The sequence below is a fragment of the Pseudophaeobacter sp. EL27 genome (genome assembly GCF_900313025.1).
Taxonomy (GTDB): Bacteria; Pseudomonadota; Alphaproteobacteria; order Rhodobacterales; family Rhodobacteraceae; genus Pseudophaeobacter.
This window is the reverse complement of the sequence record NZ_OMPQ01000009.1, coordinates 352,034-370,771: the sequence shown is the minus strand read 5'-3', so window position 1 is coordinate 370,771 and position 18,738 is coordinate 352,034. Positions and strand designations below refer to the sequence as shown.

The 18,738-nt window shown below is 56.7% G+C and carries 18 protein-coding genes; 6 read left to right on the top strand and 12 right to left on the bottom strand.

From position 1 onward, the window contains the following. From sufC to ED661_RS09440, 7 genes are all read right to left on the bottom strand, one after another. Positions 1–756: a Fe-S cluster assembly ATPase SufC gene (gene sufC, locus ED661_RS09470; protein ID WP_122073670.1), complete on the bottom strand. Its 756-nt coding sequence runs from the start codon at positions 754–756 to the stop codon at positions 1–3. 34 nt (positions 757–790) lie between these two features. Further along, complete coding sequence (locus ED661_RS09465; RefSeq protein WP_122073669.1) at positions 791–1,618, bottom strand: polysaccharide pyruvyl transferase family protein; 828 nt, start codon at positions 1,616–1,618, stop codon at positions 791–793. A gap of 2 nt (positions 1,619–1,620) precedes the next feature. Then, positions 1,621–1,935 carry a heavy metal-binding domain-containing protein gene (locus tag ED661_RS09460; protein ID WP_122073668.1) on the bottom strand — a complete coding sequence of 105 codons (315 nt, stop codon included), beginning with the start codon at positions 1,933–1,935 and terminating at the stop codon, positions 1,621–1,623. Next, on the bottom strand, positions 1,932–2,246 hold the full coding sequence (locus ED661_RS09455) for a hypothetical protein (RefSeq protein ID WP_122073667.1): 315 nt from the start codon (positions 2,244–2,246) through the stop codon (positions 1,932–1,934). The genes ED661_RS09460 and ED661_RS09455 overlap by 4 nt, the downstream gene beginning before the upstream one ends. A 3-nt stretch (positions 2,247–2,249) precedes the next feature. After that, positions 2,250–3,770, bottom strand: a complete 1,521-nt coding sequence (gene sufB, locus ED661_RS09450) for a Fe-S cluster assembly protein SufB (protein ID WP_122073666.1) — start codon at positions 3,768–3,770, stop codon at positions 2,250–2,252. Positions 3,771–3,785: 15 nt separating this feature from the next. Further along, positions 3,786–4,829, bottom strand: a complete 1,044-nt coding sequence (locus ED661_RS09445; protein WP_122074088.1) for a cysteine desulfurase family protein — start codon at positions 4,827–4,829, stop codon at positions 3,786–3,788. A gap of 62 nt (positions 4,830–4,891) precedes the next feature. Beyond that, a complete protein-coding gene (locus tag ED661_RS09440) occupies positions 4,892–5,353 on the bottom strand; it encodes an Rrf2 family transcriptional regulator (protein ID WP_122073665.1) in 462 nt (153 codons plus the stop codon). 191 nt (positions 5,354–5,544) lie between these two features. Here ED661_RS09440 and ED661_RS09435 point away from each other — a divergent pair, with 191 nt between their 5' ends. Genes ED661_RS09435 through ED661_RS09425 form a run of 3 tightly spaced genes read left to right on the top strand, consistent with a single transcriptional unit; the run spans position 5,545 to position 7,606 of the window. Beyond that, positions 5,545–6,198 (top strand): alpha/beta hydrolase, encoded by a 654-nt coding sequence (locus ED661_RS09435; RefSeq protein WP_009808392.1) that lies wholly within the window; start codon positions 5,545–5,547, stop codon positions 6,196–6,198. Continuing rightward, a complete protein-coding gene (locus tag ED661_RS09430) occupies positions 6,198–6,440 on the top strand; it encodes a hypothetical protein (RefSeq protein ID WP_122073664.1) in 243 nt (80 codons plus the stop codon). The genes ED661_RS09435 and ED661_RS09430 overlap by 1 nt, the downstream gene beginning before the upstream one ends. Continuing rightward, on the top strand, positions 6,437–7,606 hold the full coding sequence (locus ED661_RS09425) for an HD domain-containing protein (protein WP_122073663.1): 1,170 nt from the start codon (positions 6,437–6,439) through the stop codon (positions 7,604–7,606). Before ED661_RS09430 ends, ED661_RS09425 begins: the two co-directional genes overlap by 4 nt. Positions 7,607–7,610: 4 nt before the next feature. Here the strand turns inward: ED661_RS09425 and ED661_RS09420 are convergent, their stop codons facing one another. Further along, positions 7,611–8,429, bottom strand: a complete 819-nt coding sequence (locus tag ED661_RS09420; protein WP_122073662.1) for a class II glutamine amidotransferase — start codon at positions 8,427–8,429, stop codon at positions 7,611–7,613. Positions 8,430–8,675: 246 nt separating this feature from the next. Between ED661_RS09420 and ED661_RS09415 the strand changes: the two genes are divergently transcribed. After that, positions 8,676–9,011, top strand: coding sequence for a multidrug efflux SMR transporter (locus tag ED661_RS09415; RefSeq protein ID WP_122073661.1), 336 nt, complete (start codon positions 8,676–8,678; stop codon positions 9,009–9,011). 190 nt (positions 9,012–9,201) lie between these two features. Continuing rightward, on the top strand, positions 9,202–11,022 hold the full coding sequence (gene typA, locus ED661_RS09410; protein WP_122074087.1) for a translational GTPase TypA: 1,821 nt from the start codon (positions 9,202–9,204) through the stop codon (positions 11,020–11,022). A gap of 146 nt (positions 11,023–11,168) precedes the next feature. On the opposite strand, the gene ED661_RS09405 is transcribed toward typA, so the two are convergent. The 3 genes from ED661_RS09405 to recA form a co-directional block, all read right to left on the bottom strand. Beyond that, positions 11,169–11,456: a DUF1330 domain-containing protein gene (locus ED661_RS09405; protein ID WP_122073660.1), complete on the bottom strand. Its 288-nt coding sequence runs from the start codon at positions 11,454–11,456 to the stop codon at positions 11,169–11,171. A gap of 171 nt (positions 11,457–11,627) precedes the next feature. Continuing rightward, positions 11,628–14,279, bottom strand: coding sequence for an alanine--tRNA ligase (gene alaS, locus ED661_RS09400; protein WP_122073659.1), 2,652 nt, complete (start codon positions 14,277–14,279; stop codon positions 11,628–11,630). Between the two features lie 159 nt (positions 14,280–14,438). Then, positions 14,439–15,503 carry a recombinase RecA gene (gene recA, locus ED661_RS09395; RefSeq protein WP_122073658.1) on the bottom strand — a complete coding sequence of 355 codons (1,065 nt, stop codon included), beginning with the start codon at positions 15,501–15,503 and terminating at the stop codon, positions 14,439–14,441. 192 nt (positions 15,504–15,695) lie between these two features. On the opposite strand from recA, the gene ED661_RS09390 reads away from it, so the two are divergent. Continuing rightward, positions 15,696–16,289 carry a gamma-glutamyl kinase gene (locus ED661_RS09390; protein ID WP_122074086.1) on the top strand — a complete coding sequence of 198 codons (594 nt, stop codon included), beginning with the start codon at positions 15,696–15,698 and terminating at the stop codon, positions 16,287–16,289. Positions 16,290–16,328: 39 nt separating this feature from the next. On the opposite strand, the gene ED661_RS09385 is transcribed toward ED661_RS09390, so the two are convergent. Then, positions 16,329–18,641, bottom strand: a complete 2,313-nt coding sequence (locus ED661_RS09385; protein ID WP_122073657.1) for an ATP-binding protein — start codon at positions 18,639–18,641, stop codon at positions 16,329–16,331. Positions 18,642–18,738: the final 97 nt, after the last annotated feature.

Sequence of the window (18,738 nt, the reverse complement as noted above, 5' to 3'; positions counted from 1 at the left end):
TCAGGACACCTCCGCCAGGATACCGGCGTAGCCGTTGTTCTCAACTTCCATTGCCAGCTCTGGGCCACCGGTTTTGACGATCTTGCCACCCGCCAAGATGTGCACGACATCGGGTTTGATATGGTCCAGCAGGCGCTGGTAGTGGGTGATCACCAGGAAACCACGACCCTCGTCGCGCAGGGCATTCACGCCCTCGGCCACCAGCTTCATCGCGTCAACATCAAGGCCAGAGTCGGTCTCATCCAGGATGCACATCTTGGGCTCAAGCATGGCCATCTGTAGGATTTCGTTACGCTTTTTCTCACCGCCAGAGAATCCGACATTGACCGGACGCTTCAACATATCTGCGTCGATCTTCAGCTCTTTGGCCTTGGCACGGATAGTTTTGAGGAAGTCCGCTGCCGACAGCTCTTCTTCACCACGTGCTTTGCGCTGCGAATTTACCGCAGTGCGCAGGAAGGTCATGTTGCCAACACCTGGGATTTCCACCGGGTATTGAAAGGCCAGGAAGACGCCCAGAGCGGCGCGCTCTTCGGGGTCCAGATCCAGCAGGTCTTCGCCCGCCAGAGTGGCGCTGCCATCGGTGACCTCATAGCCATCACGGCCTGACAGAACATAAGAGAGCGTCGACTTGCCAGAGCCATTGGGGCCCATGATTGCATGTACCTTGCCGGCTTCGACAGTCAGGTCCAGACCCTTCAGGATCTGCTTGTCTTCGTCTTCAAGTTTGACGTGCAGGTTTTTGATTTCGAGCATTTTTTCCTCGTCTCTTTATCTCTTGGTCGCGCCCTCAGGCGGTTCCTGTGTTCTGTTCAGCGCGCATAAGCGCAGGAAAACTGTTACGCAGATCGGCCTTGGCGCGCGCAATGCCCGCACCATATGGCAGCTCTGCCGGTTGAATGATGTGTCGCGCATGATCCGGGATCTGATCCCAGGCCAATGGCGAGATAAGCGGCCGCCCGATCGAGGCGGCATAGTCATAGTATTTCAGGTGTCCCTGATCGCCTGGGGAGACCCAGGTGGAGGGAACGCCGTAGGCGTCAGCTGTGATCAAGCCATGCAGCGAGGCAGCATAGATATGCTGACAGGCGCTGATTTGCTGACAGACAGTCTCGGGGTCCTGATGCGGATCAATCAGCAAGATCTCATCACTGATCTTTGCAAGCACCTGAATTTGTGGGTCTTCCATCTGGCTGTGATGGGGAACCAATCCGATCCGGTGGGTCTTGGCGGGCGCCGGTGCAAAGATATCGGCAACCAGTAATCCCGGATCGCCAAACTGATCTGTTTTGATCCCCAACAGGCTGGCCGTGACAGGACCACGCAACAAGGCGATGTTTACATTGGATAAAAACTCCAGCGACGCCACCGCATGCAGCAAGCCTGAGCCCCAGATAACGGGTTTCTGAGCATAGACCTTAGCCTCGGAGTATTTACGCCGGGCGATTTGCAGGATCGACCCAATGGCAAAAAGATCTGCCTTACCGGGGCCGACATGCACCACCTCACGACCACACATATGCGCCACCACAATGGCCGAAAGCGCGTCGCCAAAGTTTGGCACCGCTTTCCACCAAAACAGGCGTAGAGGCATGTTATGAGGGGTCGCCAAAGTCATGTTCAGCCGATCACCACCGCAGTACCGCTGGCCGAAACCATCAGCATGGATTGGCCGACAACTTCATAGTCGAGATCAACGCCGACCACCGCATTGGCACCTTTTTCTCGGGCCCGGTCTTCCAGCTCTGCCAGCGCGGTTTCACGCGCGTCTTGCAGCTTACCCTCATAGGCACCAGAGCGACCACCAACGATATCAGTGATCGAGGCAAAGACATCGCGCACCACATTGGCGCCCATGATGGCCTCGCCCACGACGATGCCTTTGTATTCAGCGATCTGATAGCCCTCAACAGAGGGGGTGGTTGTGACGATCATTCTTCAATCCTCTCTTTGAGTTCTTTGACAACTTCTGACATGGCTTGGTCGTAAACCTTCGTTGTTTTTTCGAGCGGCCTTGCCCCGAACCACCATCCAAAAATAGTTGCTGGGAACAGACCCAAGAACCAGACAAAGGGATCAATGATTTCAAAACCCGCCATTGCAAGTAATCCAGCAGCGACGAGAAAGAAAAGTGGTCCAAGAAACAGAAGTGCTAGGCCGGAAGCTTTGAAAACTTCACGCCTTCTTTCTTCAACTAGCCTCGCAAACTCCTCTACCAGTGCATTGTTGCGCTCATTTTTAGACATCTATTATCCAACAGAGCCTTCCAGCGAGATGGCGACCAACTGCTGGGCTTCCATGGCAAACTCCATAGGCAGCGCCTGCAGCACGTCCTTGCAGAAGCCGTTGACCACCAGGGCCACCGCGTCTTCTTCACCGATGCCACGCTGGCGGCAGTAGAACAGCTGATCATCGTCCACTTTGGATGTTGTCGCCTCATGCTCAACCCGGGATGAGTTATTCTTCACCTCGATATAGGGCACCGTGTGGGCGCCACATTTGTCGCCGATCAACAAGCTGTCACATTGGGTGAAATTGCGGCTGTTCTTTGCCTTGGGGTGCATCGAGACCAGACCACGATAGGTGTTTTGCGCCTTGCCGGCGGAAATCCCCTTGGACACGATCCGAGATTTGGTGTCGCGCCCCAGATGCACCATCTTGGTGCCGGTGTCGGCCTGCTGCATGTTGTTGGCGATAGCGATGGAATAGAACTCGCCCTGGCTCTCGGCCCCGCGCAGGATGCAGGAGGGGTATTTCCAGGTCACAGCTGATCCTGTTTCCACCTGGGTCCACATGATCTTGGCACGATCGCCCCGGCAATCGGCGCGTTTGGTCACAAAGTTGTAGATGCCGCCCTTGCCGTTTTCATCACCGGGATACCAGTTCTGCACGGTGGAGTATTTCACCTCGGCGTCTTCCTCGATGATGATTTCAACCACAGCCGCATGCAGCTGGGCGATGTCACGGGCCGGCGCGGTACAGCCCTCAAGGTAGCTCACATAAGAGCCCTTGTCGGCGATGATCAGGGTGCGTTCGAACTGGCCGGTGTTTTCCGCATTTATGCGGAAATAGGTCGACAGTTCCATCGGGCAGCGCACGCCAGGTGGGATGTAGACAAAGGAGCCATCCGAGAACACAGCCGAGTTCAGTGTCGCATAGAAGTTATCGGAGACCGGAACCACGGTGCCGAGGTATTTTTTGACCAGCTCGGGGTGCTCTTTGATCGCTTCCGAAATGGAGCAGAAGATCACGCCGGCCTTTTTCAGCTCAGCCTGGAAGGTGGTGCCAACGGAGACCGAGTCAAACACCGCGTCAACGGCAACCTTGCGGCCCTCAGCAGGCATATCTTCGGCGCCCTCAACGCCCGCCAGGATCATCTGCTCTTTCAACGGGATACCCAGCTTTTTGTAGGTTTCCAGCAGCTTGGGGTCGACCTCATCCAGCGACTTGGGTTTGACTTCCATCGATTTGGGGCGGGCATAGTAATACTGGTCCTGGAAATCGATTTCCGGGTAGTCGACCATGGCCCAGCTTGGCTCTTCTTTCTGCAGCCAGCGATCATAGGCCTCGAGCCGCCAGTTCAGCATCCACTCGGGCTCTTCGTTCTTTTCCGAGATCAGGCGAACGATATCGGTGGTCAGGCCCTTGGGGGCATATTCCATCTCGATATCGGTTTCCCAGCCGTATTTATATGTGCTCACCTCGGCCACCGCATCCACGGTTTCCTGGTCAACACCTTCCTTGACTTGGGTCTGGTCCAAAGCGGCCATGTTCTTCTCCTGCACTCACGCCACGCGGGCGCGATGTTTCTTGTGTTTCTGAAGCCAGGTCTGCGCAAAACGCAGCACCTCGTCTTCTGTTGTTGTTGCCCCCAAAGAGACGCGCACGGCGCCCTGGGCGGTATCTTCGTCAAATCCCATCGCGGTCAGCACCGCACTGGCACGCACCTTGCCGCTGGAACAGGCAGAACCGGCACTGATGGCAAAGCCAGCCAGATCCATCTGCATCACTTGCGTCTCACCCTTCCAACCGGGCACCGCAAAACAAGAGGTGTTCGGAAGGCGCGCAACATCTTTGCCGACACAAATAAGCTCTGGAGCGCCAGCCACAAGGGCTTCTTCCATCAGATCGCGCAGCTGTTGCACCCGTTCCCAGGTGCCGTCGGCCAGTTGCGCCGCCGCGGCTTCGGCGGCAGCGCCAAAACCGGCGATGCCAATGACGTTTTCGGTGCCGGAACGGCGACCCATTTCCTGCCCCCCGCCCTTGATCTGCGCCGCAAGATCGGTGCCGCGTGGCATCACCAAGGCGCCAATGCCTTTGGGGCCACCCAGTTTATGGGCCGAAATCAGCGCCATGCCGACCCCCAGCCAATTAAAGGCGATGGGCAGCTTGCCAAAGCCCTGGGTCACGTCGCTCACGGCCAGGCCCTGCGGCAGGTTCTGCAGCACGCCGGTTTCGGAATTCGCCAGTTGCAGGGTTGTTTGCTCAGGCCTCTCAACCTCGACCACCCCATGGGATGAGACCAAAAGATCCTCTTTGGTCCAGGCCCTTACGGCATCATGTTCAATCGCAGCCCCATGCAGGTCGCGCCCAGCCAATGCCAGCGAGGCCCCCTCGGTTGAGCCAGAAGTGAAAACAATATCCGCACCATCCGCGCCAAAGGCCGCAGCGATCTGGGCGCGGGCACGTTCAACCACTGCCTTGGCAGCGCGCCCTTCTGCATGAACAGATGAGGGATTGCCGCAGTGATCCATAGCCGCAACCATCGCAGCACGGGCCGCAGGGGCCAATGGCGTGGTGGCATTGTGATCAAGGTAAACCCGTGTCATGGAATCATCTTTTCCGTTCAAGTAGGACAGGACTGGCGCTTTCATGCGACGCCGTGTCCGGATTATTCTGCGTCGACAACCGAAAACAGCCCGGGAACAGCAGGGCAAGGTGCAAGATCGTTCTGAATCACATCCGACAGTCTGGTTTGGTGCAAAAACACATAGACATGGGCGCTCAGGCTTTCCCACAGGCGGTTGGTCAGCGATTGCGCCCGACTGCCGCTTGTTGCCCCCGATGCCCCGGCGCCTTTGTGCATGGCATCAACGGTTTCATCGACGGCGCTTAGAATATCAACAACGCGAATTTCCGATGGCGGCCGGGCCAGACGATATCCACCACCTGGGCCGCGGACCGAAGAAACCAGCTCGGCCCGGCGCAGCTTCACAAAGAGCTGCTCCAGATAGGGAAGCGAGATATCCTGTCGTTTGGAGATATCGCCAAGCACAACCAATGCGCCATCAGGTTGCAACGCAATATCAGCCAGCGCGACCATGGCATACCGCCCTTTGGTAGAAAGCTTCATCTTTCCATCTCTCCAAACATCCAGTTTAGACGCGAAAACATTGACCTTACCCGCATGAGTGCGTATCTCAGCGTGACGGTGCAATGCAATGGCCTGCGCCAGCAATTAGAATTGTTCTAAGATGACTGATGGAATTCGTCAAGTATTCCCTCGGCAGCATCTGCAGAAATAAGAGTAGGATCCACCCACCCATGCCTGAGGTCATTTTTCCCGGACCCGAAGGCCGCCTGGAAGGCCGCTATCACCCGCAAAAAGAAAAAGACGCACCAATTGCGATCGTTCTGCACCCGCACCCGCAGTTCGGTGGCACCATGAACAATAAGGTCGTCTATAACCTGCACTATGCATTCTACAACATGGGCTTTACCGTTTTGCGGTTTAATTTCCGCGGTGTAGGTCGTTCGCAGGGCGAATATGATCAGGGTATTGGCGAGCTGTCAGACGCGGCATCGGCACTGGATTATCTGCAGTCGATGAACAACAACTCCAAGCATTGCTGGGTTGCTGGTTTCTCTTTTGGTGCCTGGATCGGCATGCAGCTCCTGATGCGGCGGCCCGAAATCACTGGTTTCATCTCGGTGGCCCCACCTGCCAATATGTATGATTTCTCATTCCTGGCGCCCTGCCCCTCATCGGGCTTGATCATCAACGGCACCTCTGACCGGGTGGCACCGCCTGCGGATACCGTCAATCTGGTGAACAAGCTGCACGAACAAAAAGGCATCACCGTCACCCATACCGAAGTTGAAGGCGCCGACCACTTCTTCCAGGGGGATCACATGGACACTTTGATGGGTCACACCACTGACTATGTGAAACGTCGCCTGACAGAGAACACCCGCTGATGGGAACCATCGAAAAGCTGGGCGAGAAACTGGCTATCGATACGATCAAAGTCCAGGACGCCATTGGTGAAGATCGGTTTTATATGGAGGTTGCCCAAGTACTTGGGGCAGCCTCTCAATCTTTGGAAGAAGCCTTTTTGACAGAAATTCGCGTTCGGCTTGCAGAACGCAAAGCCCGCGATTTCATTGCAGAAAAGCTGGCTCGGGTACAAAGTGAACTGGAAGAGAAAGTCCAAAAATGAACCAACGCCTCGAGGCGCAATTTGCCTTTTTGTTGGAAGCTGACAGGCTGCGTCGGATAGAACGTCAAAACCTGATCCTGGACTGTTCACGGCGAGAGAACTCGGCTGAACACAGCTGGCATCTAGCACTATATGCCCTGGTTCTGGCGCCCTTTGCCGGGCCTGAGGTCACGATTACCCGCGTCATTCAAATGCTTTTGCTGCACGATCTGGTTGAAATCGACGCCGGAGACCATCCTATTGATGCAGATGTCGATTGGCAGGCCGTGGCGCAAGCAGAACAAGCCGCAGCCAGCCGGCTGTTTGGGCTTTTGCCCAGCGATCAGGGCGCTGAGCTCCTGGCGCTCTGGCATGAATTCGAACAAGCCGAATCGCCGGATGCACGTTTTGCCAAACATCTGGATCACTGTCAGCCGATTTTTCAAACGCTCTACGGCGCTTCACCGCTGCCGGATCACATCGAGGTGGTACACGGCAACCTGTTTGGTGGCCGGGCCGCAGCACTGGAACAGGGCCTCCCAGAGGCCTATCATCACGCCCTGTCCGTGCTGGGTGAGGCCACAGACAAGGATTGCAGCGCCCTGACCCAACGGCTGCCTTTCCTCAACGAAGCTGACGCGCTCAAAACCGTGTTGCGCGCAACCTGGATCGGCGATGGAACCCGGCCTGAAAACTCGGCTGAGCACAGCTGGCATATTATGCTGTATGGCTGGATCCTGTCTGAACATGCAAAAGCTGAGATAAACATCTCGCGTGTTATTAACATGTTGCTCCTGCATGATATCGTCGAAGTGGACGCAGGGGATGCCCCCATTCACGGCACGCAATCCCCCCAGGCCCAGCAGGCTCAGGAAGCGCTGGAACAGGCCGCCGCCGATCGCCTGTTTGGCCTGTTGCCGGCGCCACAGTCGGAAGAGTTCCGCACGCTTTGGGATGAGTTTGAGGCCGCGCGCAGCCCGGATGCCGTCTTTGCCAAGGCCATTGATCGGGTGCAGCCCGTATTGTTGAACCTTCTCAATGGTGGCGGCAGCTGGCTGGAGTATGATGTCAGCTTTGAGCAGGTGCAGTCACGTGTTGGTGTCAAGGTCACCCGTGGTGCGCCTGCTGTTTGGAGCTATGTCGAGAACAGGATCGCCCCCTGGTTTGAGGAAAATCAAAAGCCTTAGCAGGTTACCCTGGGCAGTTCAGATCGACATCATGTCGGTTTGGATCAAAGTCCGTAACTTTGGCCCCATCTACAGGTCCACCGGCCGACAGCGTCAAAAATCCACCTGCAGGCAGTTGATGCCAGCCATCTTGCTCTTGCTCCAGTGGTTCCGACACCACGGCCCACCCTTGCCGGCTGTTGCTCCAACGATAATAGAGTGAGGGCGCGATATGATCCGAGGAGTATCGCGCCGCATAGAGCCTCTCGCTGTCTGACAGAGCAACCGACAAGCGCATGTGGGGCGTGGTGCCGCGACTGCGCGACAGGCTCTCCATTTTTGCAACTGCTCGCTCCAGGGCCTGCAATGGATCCTGATCAAGTCCCTCCTTCAACGCCAGCAGGAACAGGATCTCACTGTCGGTGGCGCCTTTGCGGTGATGATACAGCTCATCCGGCACACACATATCAGCATAGCGGCGGAACTGCTCAAAGCCGCCGACCTGACCGTTATGCATGAAGGACCAGCGCCCTGCCGCAAAGGGATGGCAGTTGTTGCGGCTGATAGCCGACCCTGTCGAGGCCCGCACATGGGACAGAAACAGCTTTGACTGCACTTGGTGGGCCAGCGCGCGCAGGTTGGTGTCTGACCAGGCTGGGTAGACATCCCGGTACAATCCCGGCTCTGCCCTGTGATCGTACCAGGCAACACCAAACCCATCGCCATTGGTGCTTGTCTTGCATTCCGCCGCCTCTTGGCTTTGCGCAATCAGGGAATGCCCGGGGCGGGAAATGATGTCTTCGAGAAAGATTGGCGATCCAAGGTAAGCGGCCCAGCGGCACATTGATCTGGTTTCCTATTGGTTTGAGGACAGTAATTTGACCTGTTGATACAGAGCCACCCGGTGATCGTCGATTACCCCGACTGCACAGGTACCTGTTCAATGGTGCAAGGCGATCAACCTATCCAGCTCCAATGCGGGGAATTGAAAAAACGCCACCTGCTGCCGTTTCCGGACTGTCCCAGATCAAAACCTTCAGATATGGCGAAGAGTGAACACCCAAAGTCCAGAGCTGAAAAGGATCCGGGCATGCCCATTCATTACCTCTATCTCATTGCCGCGATCATCGCCGAAACCATTGGCACCACCGCATTGCAGGCCAGCCAACAATTCACCCGCCTTGGTCCCTCGCTGTTGGTTGTTGTGGCCTATGGGTTTTCCTTTTTCATGTTGGGACTAACGCTAAAATACATGCCGGTTGGGCTGGTCTATGCCATCTGGGCCGGCCTGGGGATTGTTCTCATCGCCTTCATTGGCTTGGTGATGTTTGGCCAGCGCCTGGACCTGCCTGCGATCATTGGCATCGGCCTGATCATCGCCGGTGTGTTGGTCATTCACCTGTTTTCTTCCTCTTCCGGCCACTGACCAGCCGTCTCCAGGAGGGCAAGCATGAGCCAGCCAAACCCATCCTTCGCGTGAAACTGGAATAATTCAGCACTAAATACGCAGTATTGTTGCAGGTTTCACCTTACAGGGCGGAATGGGCGTATTTCTTCTGGCCTTTGGCGTGGGATCGGGCTATGGGCGGCGCAACTTCCTTACAAAGGCTGACGTCATGGACATGCGCAACATTGCGATCATTGCTCACGTGGACCACGGTAAAACCACCCTGGTTGATGAGCTTCTGAAACAATCCGGCGCCTTCCGCGAAAACCAGGCTGTGGCAGAACGTGCCATGGACAGCAACGACCTGGAACGCGAGCGGGGCATTACCATTTTTGCAAAACCCACTTCGGTGGAGTGGAATGGCACCCGTATCAACATCGTTGACACCCCCGGTCACGCCGATTTTGGTGGTGAGGTTGAGCGTATCCTGTCGATGGTAGACGGTGTTGTGCTGCTGGTAGATGCCGCCGAAGGCCCGATGCCGCAGACCAAATTTGTGACCTCCAAAGCCCTGGCCCTGGGCCTGCGCCCTATCGTGGTTTTGAACAAGGTCGACAAACCCGATGCCGAGCCCGATCGCGCGCTGGACGAATGTTTTGATCTTTTTGCCTCCCTGGATGCCAGCGAAGATCAGCTCGACTTCCCACATATGTATGCGTCGGGCCGTAACGGCTGGGCCGATGCCGAGCTGGATGGTCCCCGTAAAGATCTGCACGCGCTCTACAATCTGATCGTCAACCACGTTCCCGAGCCAAAGCAGATCAAACGCCAAAACGAAGATTTCCGCATGCTGGCCACCACCCTGGGCTCTGACCCCTTTGTGGGCCGCTTGCTGACCGGTCGCGTTGAAAGCGGCACTCTGAAGGTTGGCGCCACTGTGCAGGCTCTGTCTCGCATTGGCCAAAAGATCGAACAGTTCCGCGTCACCAAAATTCAGGCCTTCCGTGGTCTGGCGCAGCAGGACATCGACGAGGCCCAGGCTGGCGATATCGTCTCGCTTGCCGGTATGACCAAAGCCACCGTGGCTGATACCATCTGCGCCCTGGCGGTGGATGAAGCCCTGGACGCCCAGCCGATCGATCCGCCCACCATCACCGTGACCTTTGGCATCAACGACAGCCCGCTGGCTGGCCGCGACGGCAAAAAGGTTCAGTCGCGGGTCATTCGTGACCGCCTGATGAAAGAAGCTGAAGGCAACGTCGCGATCAAGATCACCGACACCCCCGGTGGAGACGCCTTTGAAGTTGCCGGCCGCGGCGAACTTCAAATGGGTGTTCTGATCGAGAACATGCGCCGTGAAGGCTTTGAGCTGTCGATCTCGCGCCCGCAGGTTCTGATGAAAGAAGTCGATGGCGTGCGCATGGAGCCCATTGAGGAAGCCACCATCGACGTTGATGACGAATACTCCGGTGCTGTGATCGAAAAGATCACTGGCGCCCGTAAGGGTGAGTTGGTCGAGATGCGCCCAGCTGGCGCAGGTAAGACCCGCATTATCGCCCATGTGCCGTCGCGTGGTCTGATCGGTTATCACGGTGAATTCCTGACAGACACCCGTGGTACTGGCGTGTTGAACCGGGTTTTCCACGGCTGGGCACCGCACAAAGGTTCCATCCCTGGTCGCCGCGCTGGTGTTCTGCTGTCGATGGAAAGCGGTCAGTCCGTCGCCTATGCGCTGTGGAACCTGGAAGATCGCGGAAAGATGTTCATTGGCTCGCAGGTTGATATCTATCAGGGAATGATCATCGGAGAACACTCCCGTGAGAACGACCTGGAAGTGAACCCACTGAAAGGCAAAAAGCTGACCAACGTTCGCGCCTCCGGCACCGACGAAGCAGTCCGCCTGACCACGCCAATCACCCTGTCGCTGGAAGAGGCCATCGCCTACATCAACGACGACGAGCTAGTGGAAGTCACGCCAAACTCGATCCGTCTGCGTAAGCGCTACCTTGACCCGCATGAGCGCAAGCGGATGGCGCGTGAAAACGGCTAAACCGCTAATACAAAATAGAATTGGAGGGGCGCCTTAGGGCGTCCTTTTTCATTTTCGGGGTAGGGATTTTGGCAAAAAGACAAAACCAAAACAAGAAAAGGGCCCCAACCAGGAGCCCTCTGCAATTCAATTCCTAATGATTTGAGTTACTCGCTGGTCTCAACAACCATCAGTTCGCGTTCGGAGGCACCGCGTGCATGGCTCAACGCTTCCTGGTATTCGGCGCTGTGATAGCACTCAACCGCCGCATCTACGCTGGGAAATTTGGCTACCACATTACGGGGGCGTTCCTTGCCTTCCAGTTGAACAAAGCGGCCGCCACGGGCGATGAACTCGCCGCCGGCCTTGGCTACGGCCGGGCCGGCCAGCTTGGCATATTTGCCATAGGCTTCTTCGTCGGTGACGGTGACATGTGCAATCCAAAGTGCGGGCATCTGGGATCCTCCGGTAATCTGCCTGGGCTTTGGCACAGCATAGGCAATTGCTCCCCCACGTCGATCAGTTTTTTGACCAAATGGTCCACTCAAAGAAAAACACCCGCGAGTCAAAGGACTGCGGGCGTCTTTGGGTATTTGGTTTGCGGGCTCTGGGCCCACAATGGGTAGTTAGCCCGCCAAAAAGGCCTCAGCTGCGGCGATTGCCTCTTCAGCACCAGAAAAATCCTTACCGCCGCCCTGCGCCATGTCTGGTCGACCACCGCCGCCCTTGCCGCCAACCGCAGGTACGGCTGCGCGCAGGACATCGACGGCGGAAACATCACCGGTCAGATCATCGGTGACGCCAGCGGCAACAGCCACCTTGCCACCATCCTCAGCAATCAACAGGATCACACCAGAGCCAATGCTTTGCTTATGCGCATCAATCAAACCGCGCAGGTCCTTACCCGAAACCCCTTCCAAAGCCTGAGCCAGGAACATCTTGCCCCCAACCTCCTTGGCCTCGGCACCACCACCGGCACCACCGCCCATGGCAAGCTGTTGTTTCAGGTTGGAGATCTCGTTTTGCAGCGCCTTGCGCTCCTCCATCATGGATCTTAGACGATCCATCACTTCGCCCGGCTGCGCCTTGAGCGTTCCCGCGATCTCGGCCATTTGACCCGCAGTGCGTTCCAGATGGTCAAAGGCCGCAGCTCCGGTCAAGGCTTCGATCCGACGGACCCCGGCAGAGGAGGCACTATCCCCAAGGATCACAAAGGTGCCGATGTCGCCGGTCTGGCGCACATGTGTGCCGCCACAAAGCTCGATCGAATAGGTCTCCCCATCGTTGCCCTTGCCGGTATCAGCCCGCCCCATCGAGACCACCCGAACCTCATCGCCGTATTTTTCACCAAACAGCGCCTGCGCACCCAGGGCGCGGGCATCATCTGGCGTCATGATGCGGGTTTCCACCGGCGTGTTCTGACGGATAAAGGCATTCACATCCGCAGAGACTTTGCTCAGCTCAGCATCGCTCAGCGCCTTGGTGTGGCTAAAATCAAACCGCAGGCGATCATCCGCATTCAAAGAGCCCCGCTGGGCCACATGATCGCCAAGCGCTTCGCGCAGGGCCTCATGCAGCAAATGGGTGGCAGAGTGGTTGGCGCGAATGGCCGAGCGGCGTGCCGGATCAACCACCAGCTGCGCCGGGGCACCCGTCGTGACCAGCCCCTCAACCACTTCACCCATATGGATAAAGACACCGGCAGATTTTTTGGTGTCGGAGACACGGATAAGCCCGCCATCGACCCGGATCTCGCCGCTGTCGCCAACCTGACCACCGGATTCAGCATAATATGGCGTCTGATTCAGAACCAATTGCACCTTGTCGCCCTGCCCGGCCTCGCTGACCTCAGCGCCGTCTTTGACCAGAGCAACAACCTGACCTTCGGCCACTTCGGTATCATAGCCCAGGAAATCGGTGGCCCCATGTTTGTCGGCAATATCAAACCAGATGGTGCTGTCGGCACTGTCGCCAGAGCCAGACCAGGCGGCCCGGGCCTTGGCTTTTTGCTCTGCCATGGCACTGTCAAAGCCCTCAGTGTCGACCTCACGACCCTTTTCGCGCAGGGCGTCCTGGGTCAGATCCAGCGGGAAGCCATAGGTGTCATAGAGTTTGAAGGCGGTTTCACCGGGAAGCGCGGCTCCTTCGTCCAGATCTGCAACTTCATCATCCAGCAGCTTGAGACCGCGTTCCAGGGTCTGCTTGAAGCGGGTCTCTTCCTGCTGCAGGGTCTCTTCAATCATCGACTGGGCCTGACCCAATTCAGGATAGGCGGCGCCCATCTGCTGCACCAGCGCAGGCACCAAACGGTGCATCACCGGATCCTTGGCCCCCAGCAGATGCGCATGACGCATGGCGCGGCGCATGATGCGGCGCAGCACAAAGCCACGGCCCACATTCGACGGCATCACCCCATCGGCCATCAGGAAAGAGGTCGAGCGCAGGTGGTCTGCAATCACCCGGTGATGCACATTCTGATCCCCGTAGGGGTCGGAACTGGTGACATCCGCCGAGGCTTCGATCAGGGATTTGAACAGATCGGTGTCATAGTTGTCATGGCTGCCCTGCAGAAGCGCGCCGATCCGCTCCAGCCCCATGCCGGTGTCGATCGACTGCATGTCCAGAGGCGTCATCGAGCCATCTTCGAACTTTTCGTTCTGCATAAAGACGACGTTCCAGATCTCGATGAAACGGTCACCATCCTCATCAGGCGAGCCGGGAGGGCCACCCCAGATATGGTCGCCGTGATCATAGAAGATCTCGGTGCAGGGACCGCAGGGGCCGGTTGGGCCCATCTGCCAGAAGTTATCTGCCGTTGCGATACGGATGATGCGATCCTCTGGCACGCCCAGTTTCTTCCAGATCGCAAAGGCCTCATCATCGGTGTGATAGACCGTGGTCAGCAGGCGGTTCTTGTCGATGCCAAACTCTTTGGTGATCAACTCCCAGGCAAAGGTGATCGCCTCTTCCTTGAAGTAGTTGCCAAAGGAAAAGTTCCCCAGCATTTCAAAGAAGGTATGGTGGCGCGCCGTATAGCCCACATTGTCGAGGTCATTGTGTTTACCTCCGGCGCGCACACATTTCTGCGCCGTGGTGGCACGCTGATAATCGCGGGTCTCAACCCCGGTGAACAGGTTCTTGAACTGGACCATGCCTGAGTTGACAAACATCAGGGTGGGATCATTGCGCGGCACCAGCGGGCTGGAGTCGACGATCTCGTGCCCCTGTTTGGCAAAGTAGTTCAGAAAGGTGGAGCGGATGTCGTTCAGCGTCGCCATGGATAGGGATCCCTTTGCGGGCAATGTTCAAGGTTGCAGAGAGGTTTATCCCCCCATCAAGCCCCTGTCCACAGCCCGCGCCCTGCCAATGAACGTAAAAAGGACGCAGCAGATGCTGCGTCCCCCTGATAGATCATTTTGATCAAATTTCCCGGAGGCTTACCCCTCGAGAATGTCGTCCTCGTCGCCCGCATCCGGGCGGTCGAATTCCAGCCCATGTGCCGCGCGAATCTTATCCTCGATATCATAGGCAATGGCCTGATGGTCGCGCAGGAACTGTTTGGCGTTTTCACGCCCCTGCCCAATCCGCTCATCCCCGTATGAGAACCAGGAGCCGGATTTGTTGACCACGCCAGCGGCAACTCCCAGATCCAGCAGTTCGCCCATCTTGGAGATGCCTTCGCCATACATGATGTCGAACTCAACCTGTTTGAAAGGTGGCGCTACTTTGTTCTTCACCACTTTGACGCGGGTGGCATTCCCGACAATTTCGTCGCGGTCTTTGACAGCACCAATACGGCGAATGTCCAAGCGCACAGAGGAGTAGAACTTCAAGGCGTTACCACCGGTTGTGGTCTCAGGCGAGCCAAACATAACGCCAATCTTCATCCGGATCTGGTTGATAAAGATCACCATGCAGTTGGATCGGCTGATCGAACCGGTGAGTTTGCGCATGGCCTGGCTCATCAGACGAGCCTGCACACCAACGCTGGAATCGCCCATATCACCTTCGAGTTCCGATTTGGGAGTCAAAGCTGCCACCGAGTCAACGATGACCATATTGACAGCCCCGGAGCGCACCAATGTATCGGTGATTTCCAGCGCCTGTTCGCCTGTGTCAGGCTGAGAGATCAGCAGTTCATCCAGATCAACGCCCAGCTTGGCCGCATATTGCGGGTCCAGCGCGTGTTCCGCATCAACAAAGGCTACAACGCCGCCTTTTTTCTGCTGCTCCGCTGCACAATGCAGCGTCAGCGTGGTCTTACCCGAGCTTTCCGGGCCGTAGATCTCGATGATCCGCCCCATCGGCAGGCCACCTATCCCAAGGGCAATATCCAGGCCGAGGGAACCTGTAGAGCTCGCCTCGATTTCCTGAATAGCCCCGTCGCCGAGCTTCATAATGGAGCCCTTGCCGAACTGCCGTTCGATCTGTGCAAGCGCGCTATCGAGCGCCTTTTGCTTGTCACCGCTTACTTTGTTTTTCATGGTCAAAAGATCCGCCATAGTCCCTTGTCCCCTTCTATGTGTCATAGAGCTGCGCTTGCGGCAATCACTGCTTTGTTTGCCTTTTGTTCCTTATGGGGGCAAAAAGAGAACAAAGCAAACACAAACTTCATCTATTCAGACAGGCAGGCAAATGGTAGATAGGGGCAAACGACCTCTATCCATCTTATTTAAAAGGGTTTGATGCGGTTTATGTTGGTATTTTATGCTGAAAAACTGGTGCTGCTCTCGGTTCCAAAAACCGGAACATCTGCCTATCAGGAAGCCCTGAAAATGCGGGCTGACCTCGCGATCACCAACCCTCCAGATTTGAAGCATGCGCCACTCTATCGTTACAATCGTTGGATTCGCCCAATGTTTGAGCGAGTCTGTGGTGTTGAACTGGAAGTGGCGGCTGTCATGCGTGAACCGATAAGCTGGCTGGGCAGCTGGTATCGCTTTCGCCAACGCCCCTTTATGCAGGGCAAGCCAAACGCTACCCATGGCATCAGTTTTGACCAATTTGTCCGCAATTACTGCAAGGGACAGCAGCCGGGCTATGCCAATGTGGGCAGCCAGGCCAAATTCCTTGAGGCGCAGAAAAATGGCTGCCATGTCACCCATCTATTCCGATATGAAGATCAGCCAGCCATTCAATCTTTCCTGGAACAGCGGCTGGATGTGAAGATCACGTTGCAAAAACACAATGTCAGCCCGGTGATGGATCTGACACTCAGCCCTGAGGTCGAAGCGCTGTACCGGCGTAAAAAGCCCGAGGAGTTCGATCTCTATAACAGCATTCAGTAAAGCTCACGGGCCGAGGAGGAGCAAATCCCTCCCCAGGGCCTAGTGCAGCTGAGCGTGAACCGTTTCCGTCAACTGGTTGAGCGAGAAAGGCTTGGGCAGGAAGACCGAATTGGGCACATCTGGCTCGGCTTCGCCAAAGGCTCCCTCGGCATAGCCTGAGACAAAAACAACCCGCGTATCAGGGCGGGTCTGAAGGGCCTGACGGACCCAGGTGGGGCCATCCATTCCTGGCATCACAACATCAGTGACAAAGACATCGACTGTCAGGCCAGGGTCTTCGAGCGTCCGCAAGGCATCCTCTGCGGATTCCGCCTCAAGCACCGTATAGCCACGCATACGCAATGCACGCGAGGCAAAGGCCCGGACAGGTGCCTCATCTTCCACCAAAAGCACCACACCTTCACCGTGCTGCGGAGCCGGAGCAGCCTTGGGGGCTTCTACCGCGGCAACTTCAACCTGATCCTCATCGCCTTCCTGATAGACAGGGAAGAACAGGGTGAACTGCGTGCCCTTGTCAGCCACCGAGTCGACAAAGATAAAGCCACCGGTCTGTTTGACGATCCCGTAAGCCGTTGACAGACCCAGGCCAGTGCCTTCGCCGGTGCGTTTGGTGGTGTAGAAGGGCTCAAAGACCTTTTGCAATTTGTCCGGCGGAATACCCACGCCTTCGTCGCTGACCTTAACCGTGATCCAGTTGCCCTCGGGCACTGCGGCACGGTCGCGTTTCAGAGGTTTGTCCAGGGTCACAGCTTCGGTGCGCACGCGGATTTCACCGCCATTGGGCATGGCATCGCGGGCGTTCACCACCAGATTCATCAACACCTGTTCCAGCTGGCGTTTGTCGGCGCGGATCGAACGCATCACCGGATCATGGCTAAGCGTCAGAGTGACCTTTTCCCCCACCAGACGGTTCAACAGATGAGTCAGATCCGACAGGGTATCGCGGACATCCAGAACCTCGGGCAGCAATGTCTGTTTGCGCGAAAACGCCAGTAGCTGACTGACAAGTGAGGCCGCACGATTGGCGTTTTCATGGATCTGGATCAGATCTCCATAGTCCTGATCACCCTGATCATGCCGCAGCAACAGAAGATCGCAATGGCCTGAAATTGCAGTCAACAGATTGTTGAAATCATGAGCCACACCGCCCGCCAGCTGACCAATCGCCTGCATCTTCTGGCTCTGGACAAACTGCGCCTCCAGGGTTTTCAGCTCGGTTGCGTCATTCAGCACTGCAATCAGGATGGTCTTGCCATCTTCTACCGCGCGCGTCAGCGTCACCTGAACAAAGACCTCTTTGTCGGGCCGCGACAACCGCAGGAATTCAGATTTGTTCGAGGCCAGACCATCCGCGGTATCGCGCAACCAATCTGACATTGGACGTCCCAGGCCTTCCATCAACTGGGCCAGTTTCAGATTGTCGCGGGTCTCCACCCCCAACATGCCCATCGCCATCTTATTGAGCGACAGAATATCACCCGAAGGGGCAAGTTTGATAAAGGGAACGGGCATATGCTCAAAGCTGGTCTGCTGGCTTTGCAGCTCGGCGCTGCTCACCTCCATCAGGTACAGCTCACTGCGGCCCTGGGTGCGGTTCAGCTCGGTCACCAAAACGTCGAGCGGGCCGGTCTTGGTGGTGATCGTATTCACCTCACCGCTGCTGACCGGCAGGGTCACAAACAGACGGTCAGTCGATTTAACCCGCTCGCCAACCAATTTGCGCGCTGCCTCGTTCATGAACAAAACCGCGCCGGTACGACCAACAGTGATCATCGGGATTGGCACCGCTTCAGCTCCGCGCCCGGCATGGCGTTCAGCGATATCTTCAACCCGCCACAGGAAACTGCCGCCATGCATCTGATGCACCGCCAGGCGCACATGGCCCCGACGGGTCACGATATCTTCGCGCGCGGATCCCTCGAACCGGGCCCGGCTTTGCAACCGGAACAAAACCGCAGATGGGTTGGCAAGAACAGAGCGCAATGTGCCCGCCAGGGTTTCGCGATCAGTGTCCTGAAACCGGGTCTGCGCCGCCTGGTTGCAGGCATGGATGGTGCCATCGTCATCGGTCACAAAGCTGGGGGTTGCATCCTTCTCAATAAACCCGGTGAGCAATTCCACCGCCATCGCCCGTGCATTGATCCGCAACCGCGCTTGAAACAACATCAAAAGCGCAACCGCGAGCAGTGTCAGCCCCACTGCCAACAGCCCGCGCATAATCCAATCGGGAATGGCAAAAAAACCAGGCACCACCATCAACCCAACCGACAAGAGCAGGGTTGCCCCCAGTCGGAGATGTTCAGGGTGGTAGATCCGTAGCGCAGGCACGGAGGAATCTTGGCGACCGGACATTTCGGCTCCATCTTCAGGATTGGTAGCTGCCATAACGCGGCTAAAGTCTTAAAGCCACGTTAAGGGAGATGTAGCTTTCCTGCCGATTTAACTAACA

Excerpts from the sequence above, each read along its gene's own strand:
- alaS (WP_122073659.1), bottom strand. The coding sequence starts at position 14,279 with ATGGCGACGCTGAACGACATCCGCTCCACCTTTCTGAACTACTTTGCC.
- ED661_RS09455 (WP_122073667.1), bottom strand. The coding sequence starts at position 2,246 with ATGTCTAAAAATGAGCGCAACAATGCACTGGTAGAGGAGTTTGCGAGG.
- sufB (WP_122073666.1), bottom strand. The coding sequence starts at position 3,770 with ATGGCCGCTTTGGACCAGACCCAAGTCAAGGAAGGTGTTGACCAGGAA.
- ED661_RS09385 (WP_122073657.1), bottom strand. The coding sequence starts at position 18,641 with ATGTCCGGTCGCCAAGATTCCTCCGTGCCTGCGCTACGGATCTACCAC.
- ED661_RS09420 (WP_122073662.1), bottom strand. The coding sequence starts at position 8,429 with ATGTGCCGCTGGGCCGCTTACCTTGGATCGCCAATCTTTCTCGAAGAC.
- recA (WP_122073658.1), bottom strand. The coding sequence starts at position 15,503 with ATGGCGGATCTTTTGACCATGAAAAACAAAGTAAGCGGTGACAAGCAA.
- ED661_RS09440 (WP_122073665.1), bottom strand. The coding sequence starts at position 5,353 with ATGAAGCTTTCTACCAAAGGGCGGTATGCCATGGTCGCGCTGGCTGAT.
- ED661_RS09430 (WP_122073664.1), top strand. The coding sequence starts at position 6,198 with ATGGGAACCATCGAAAAGCTGGGCGAGAAACTGGCTATCGATACGATC.
- ED661_RS09465 (WP_122073669.1), bottom strand. The coding sequence starts at position 1,618 with ATGACTTTGGCGACCCCTCATAACATGCCTCTACGCCTGTTTTGGTGG.
- ED661_RS09415 (WP_122073661.1), top strand. The coding sequence starts at position 8,676 with ATGCCCATTCATTACCTCTATCTCATTGCCGCGATCATCGCCGAAACC.
- ED661_RS09460 (WP_122073668.1), bottom strand. The coding sequence starts at position 1,935 with ATGATCGTCACAACCACCCCCTCTGTTGAGGGCTATCAGATCGCTGAA.
- ED661_RS09405 (WP_122073660.1), bottom strand. The coding sequence starts at position 11,456 with ATGCCCGCACTTTGGATTGCACATGTCACCGTCACCGACGAAGAAGCC.
- ED661_RS09445 (WP_122074088.1), bottom strand. The coding sequence starts at position 4,829 with ATGACACGGGTTTACCTTGATCACAATGCCACCACGCCATTGGCCCCT.
- sufC (WP_122073670.1), bottom strand. The coding sequence starts at position 756 with ATGCTCGAAATCAAAAACCTGCACGTCAAACTTGAAGACGAAGACAAG.
- ED661_RS09390 (WP_122074086.1), top strand. The coding sequence starts at position 15,696 with ATGTTGGTATTTTATGCTGAAAAACTGGTGCTGCTCTCGGTTCCAAAA.
- ED661_RS09425 (WP_122073663.1), top strand. The coding sequence starts at position 6,437 with ATGAACCAACGCCTCGAGGCGCAATTTGCCTTTTTGTTGGAAGCTGAC.
- ED661_RS09435 (WP_009808392.1), top strand. The coding sequence starts at position 5,545 with ATGCCTGAGGTCATTTTTCCCGGACCCGAAGGCCGCCTGGAAGGCCGC.
- typA (WP_122074087.1), top strand. The coding sequence starts at position 9,202 with ATGGACATGCGCAACATTGCGATCATTGCTCACGTGGACCACGGTAAA.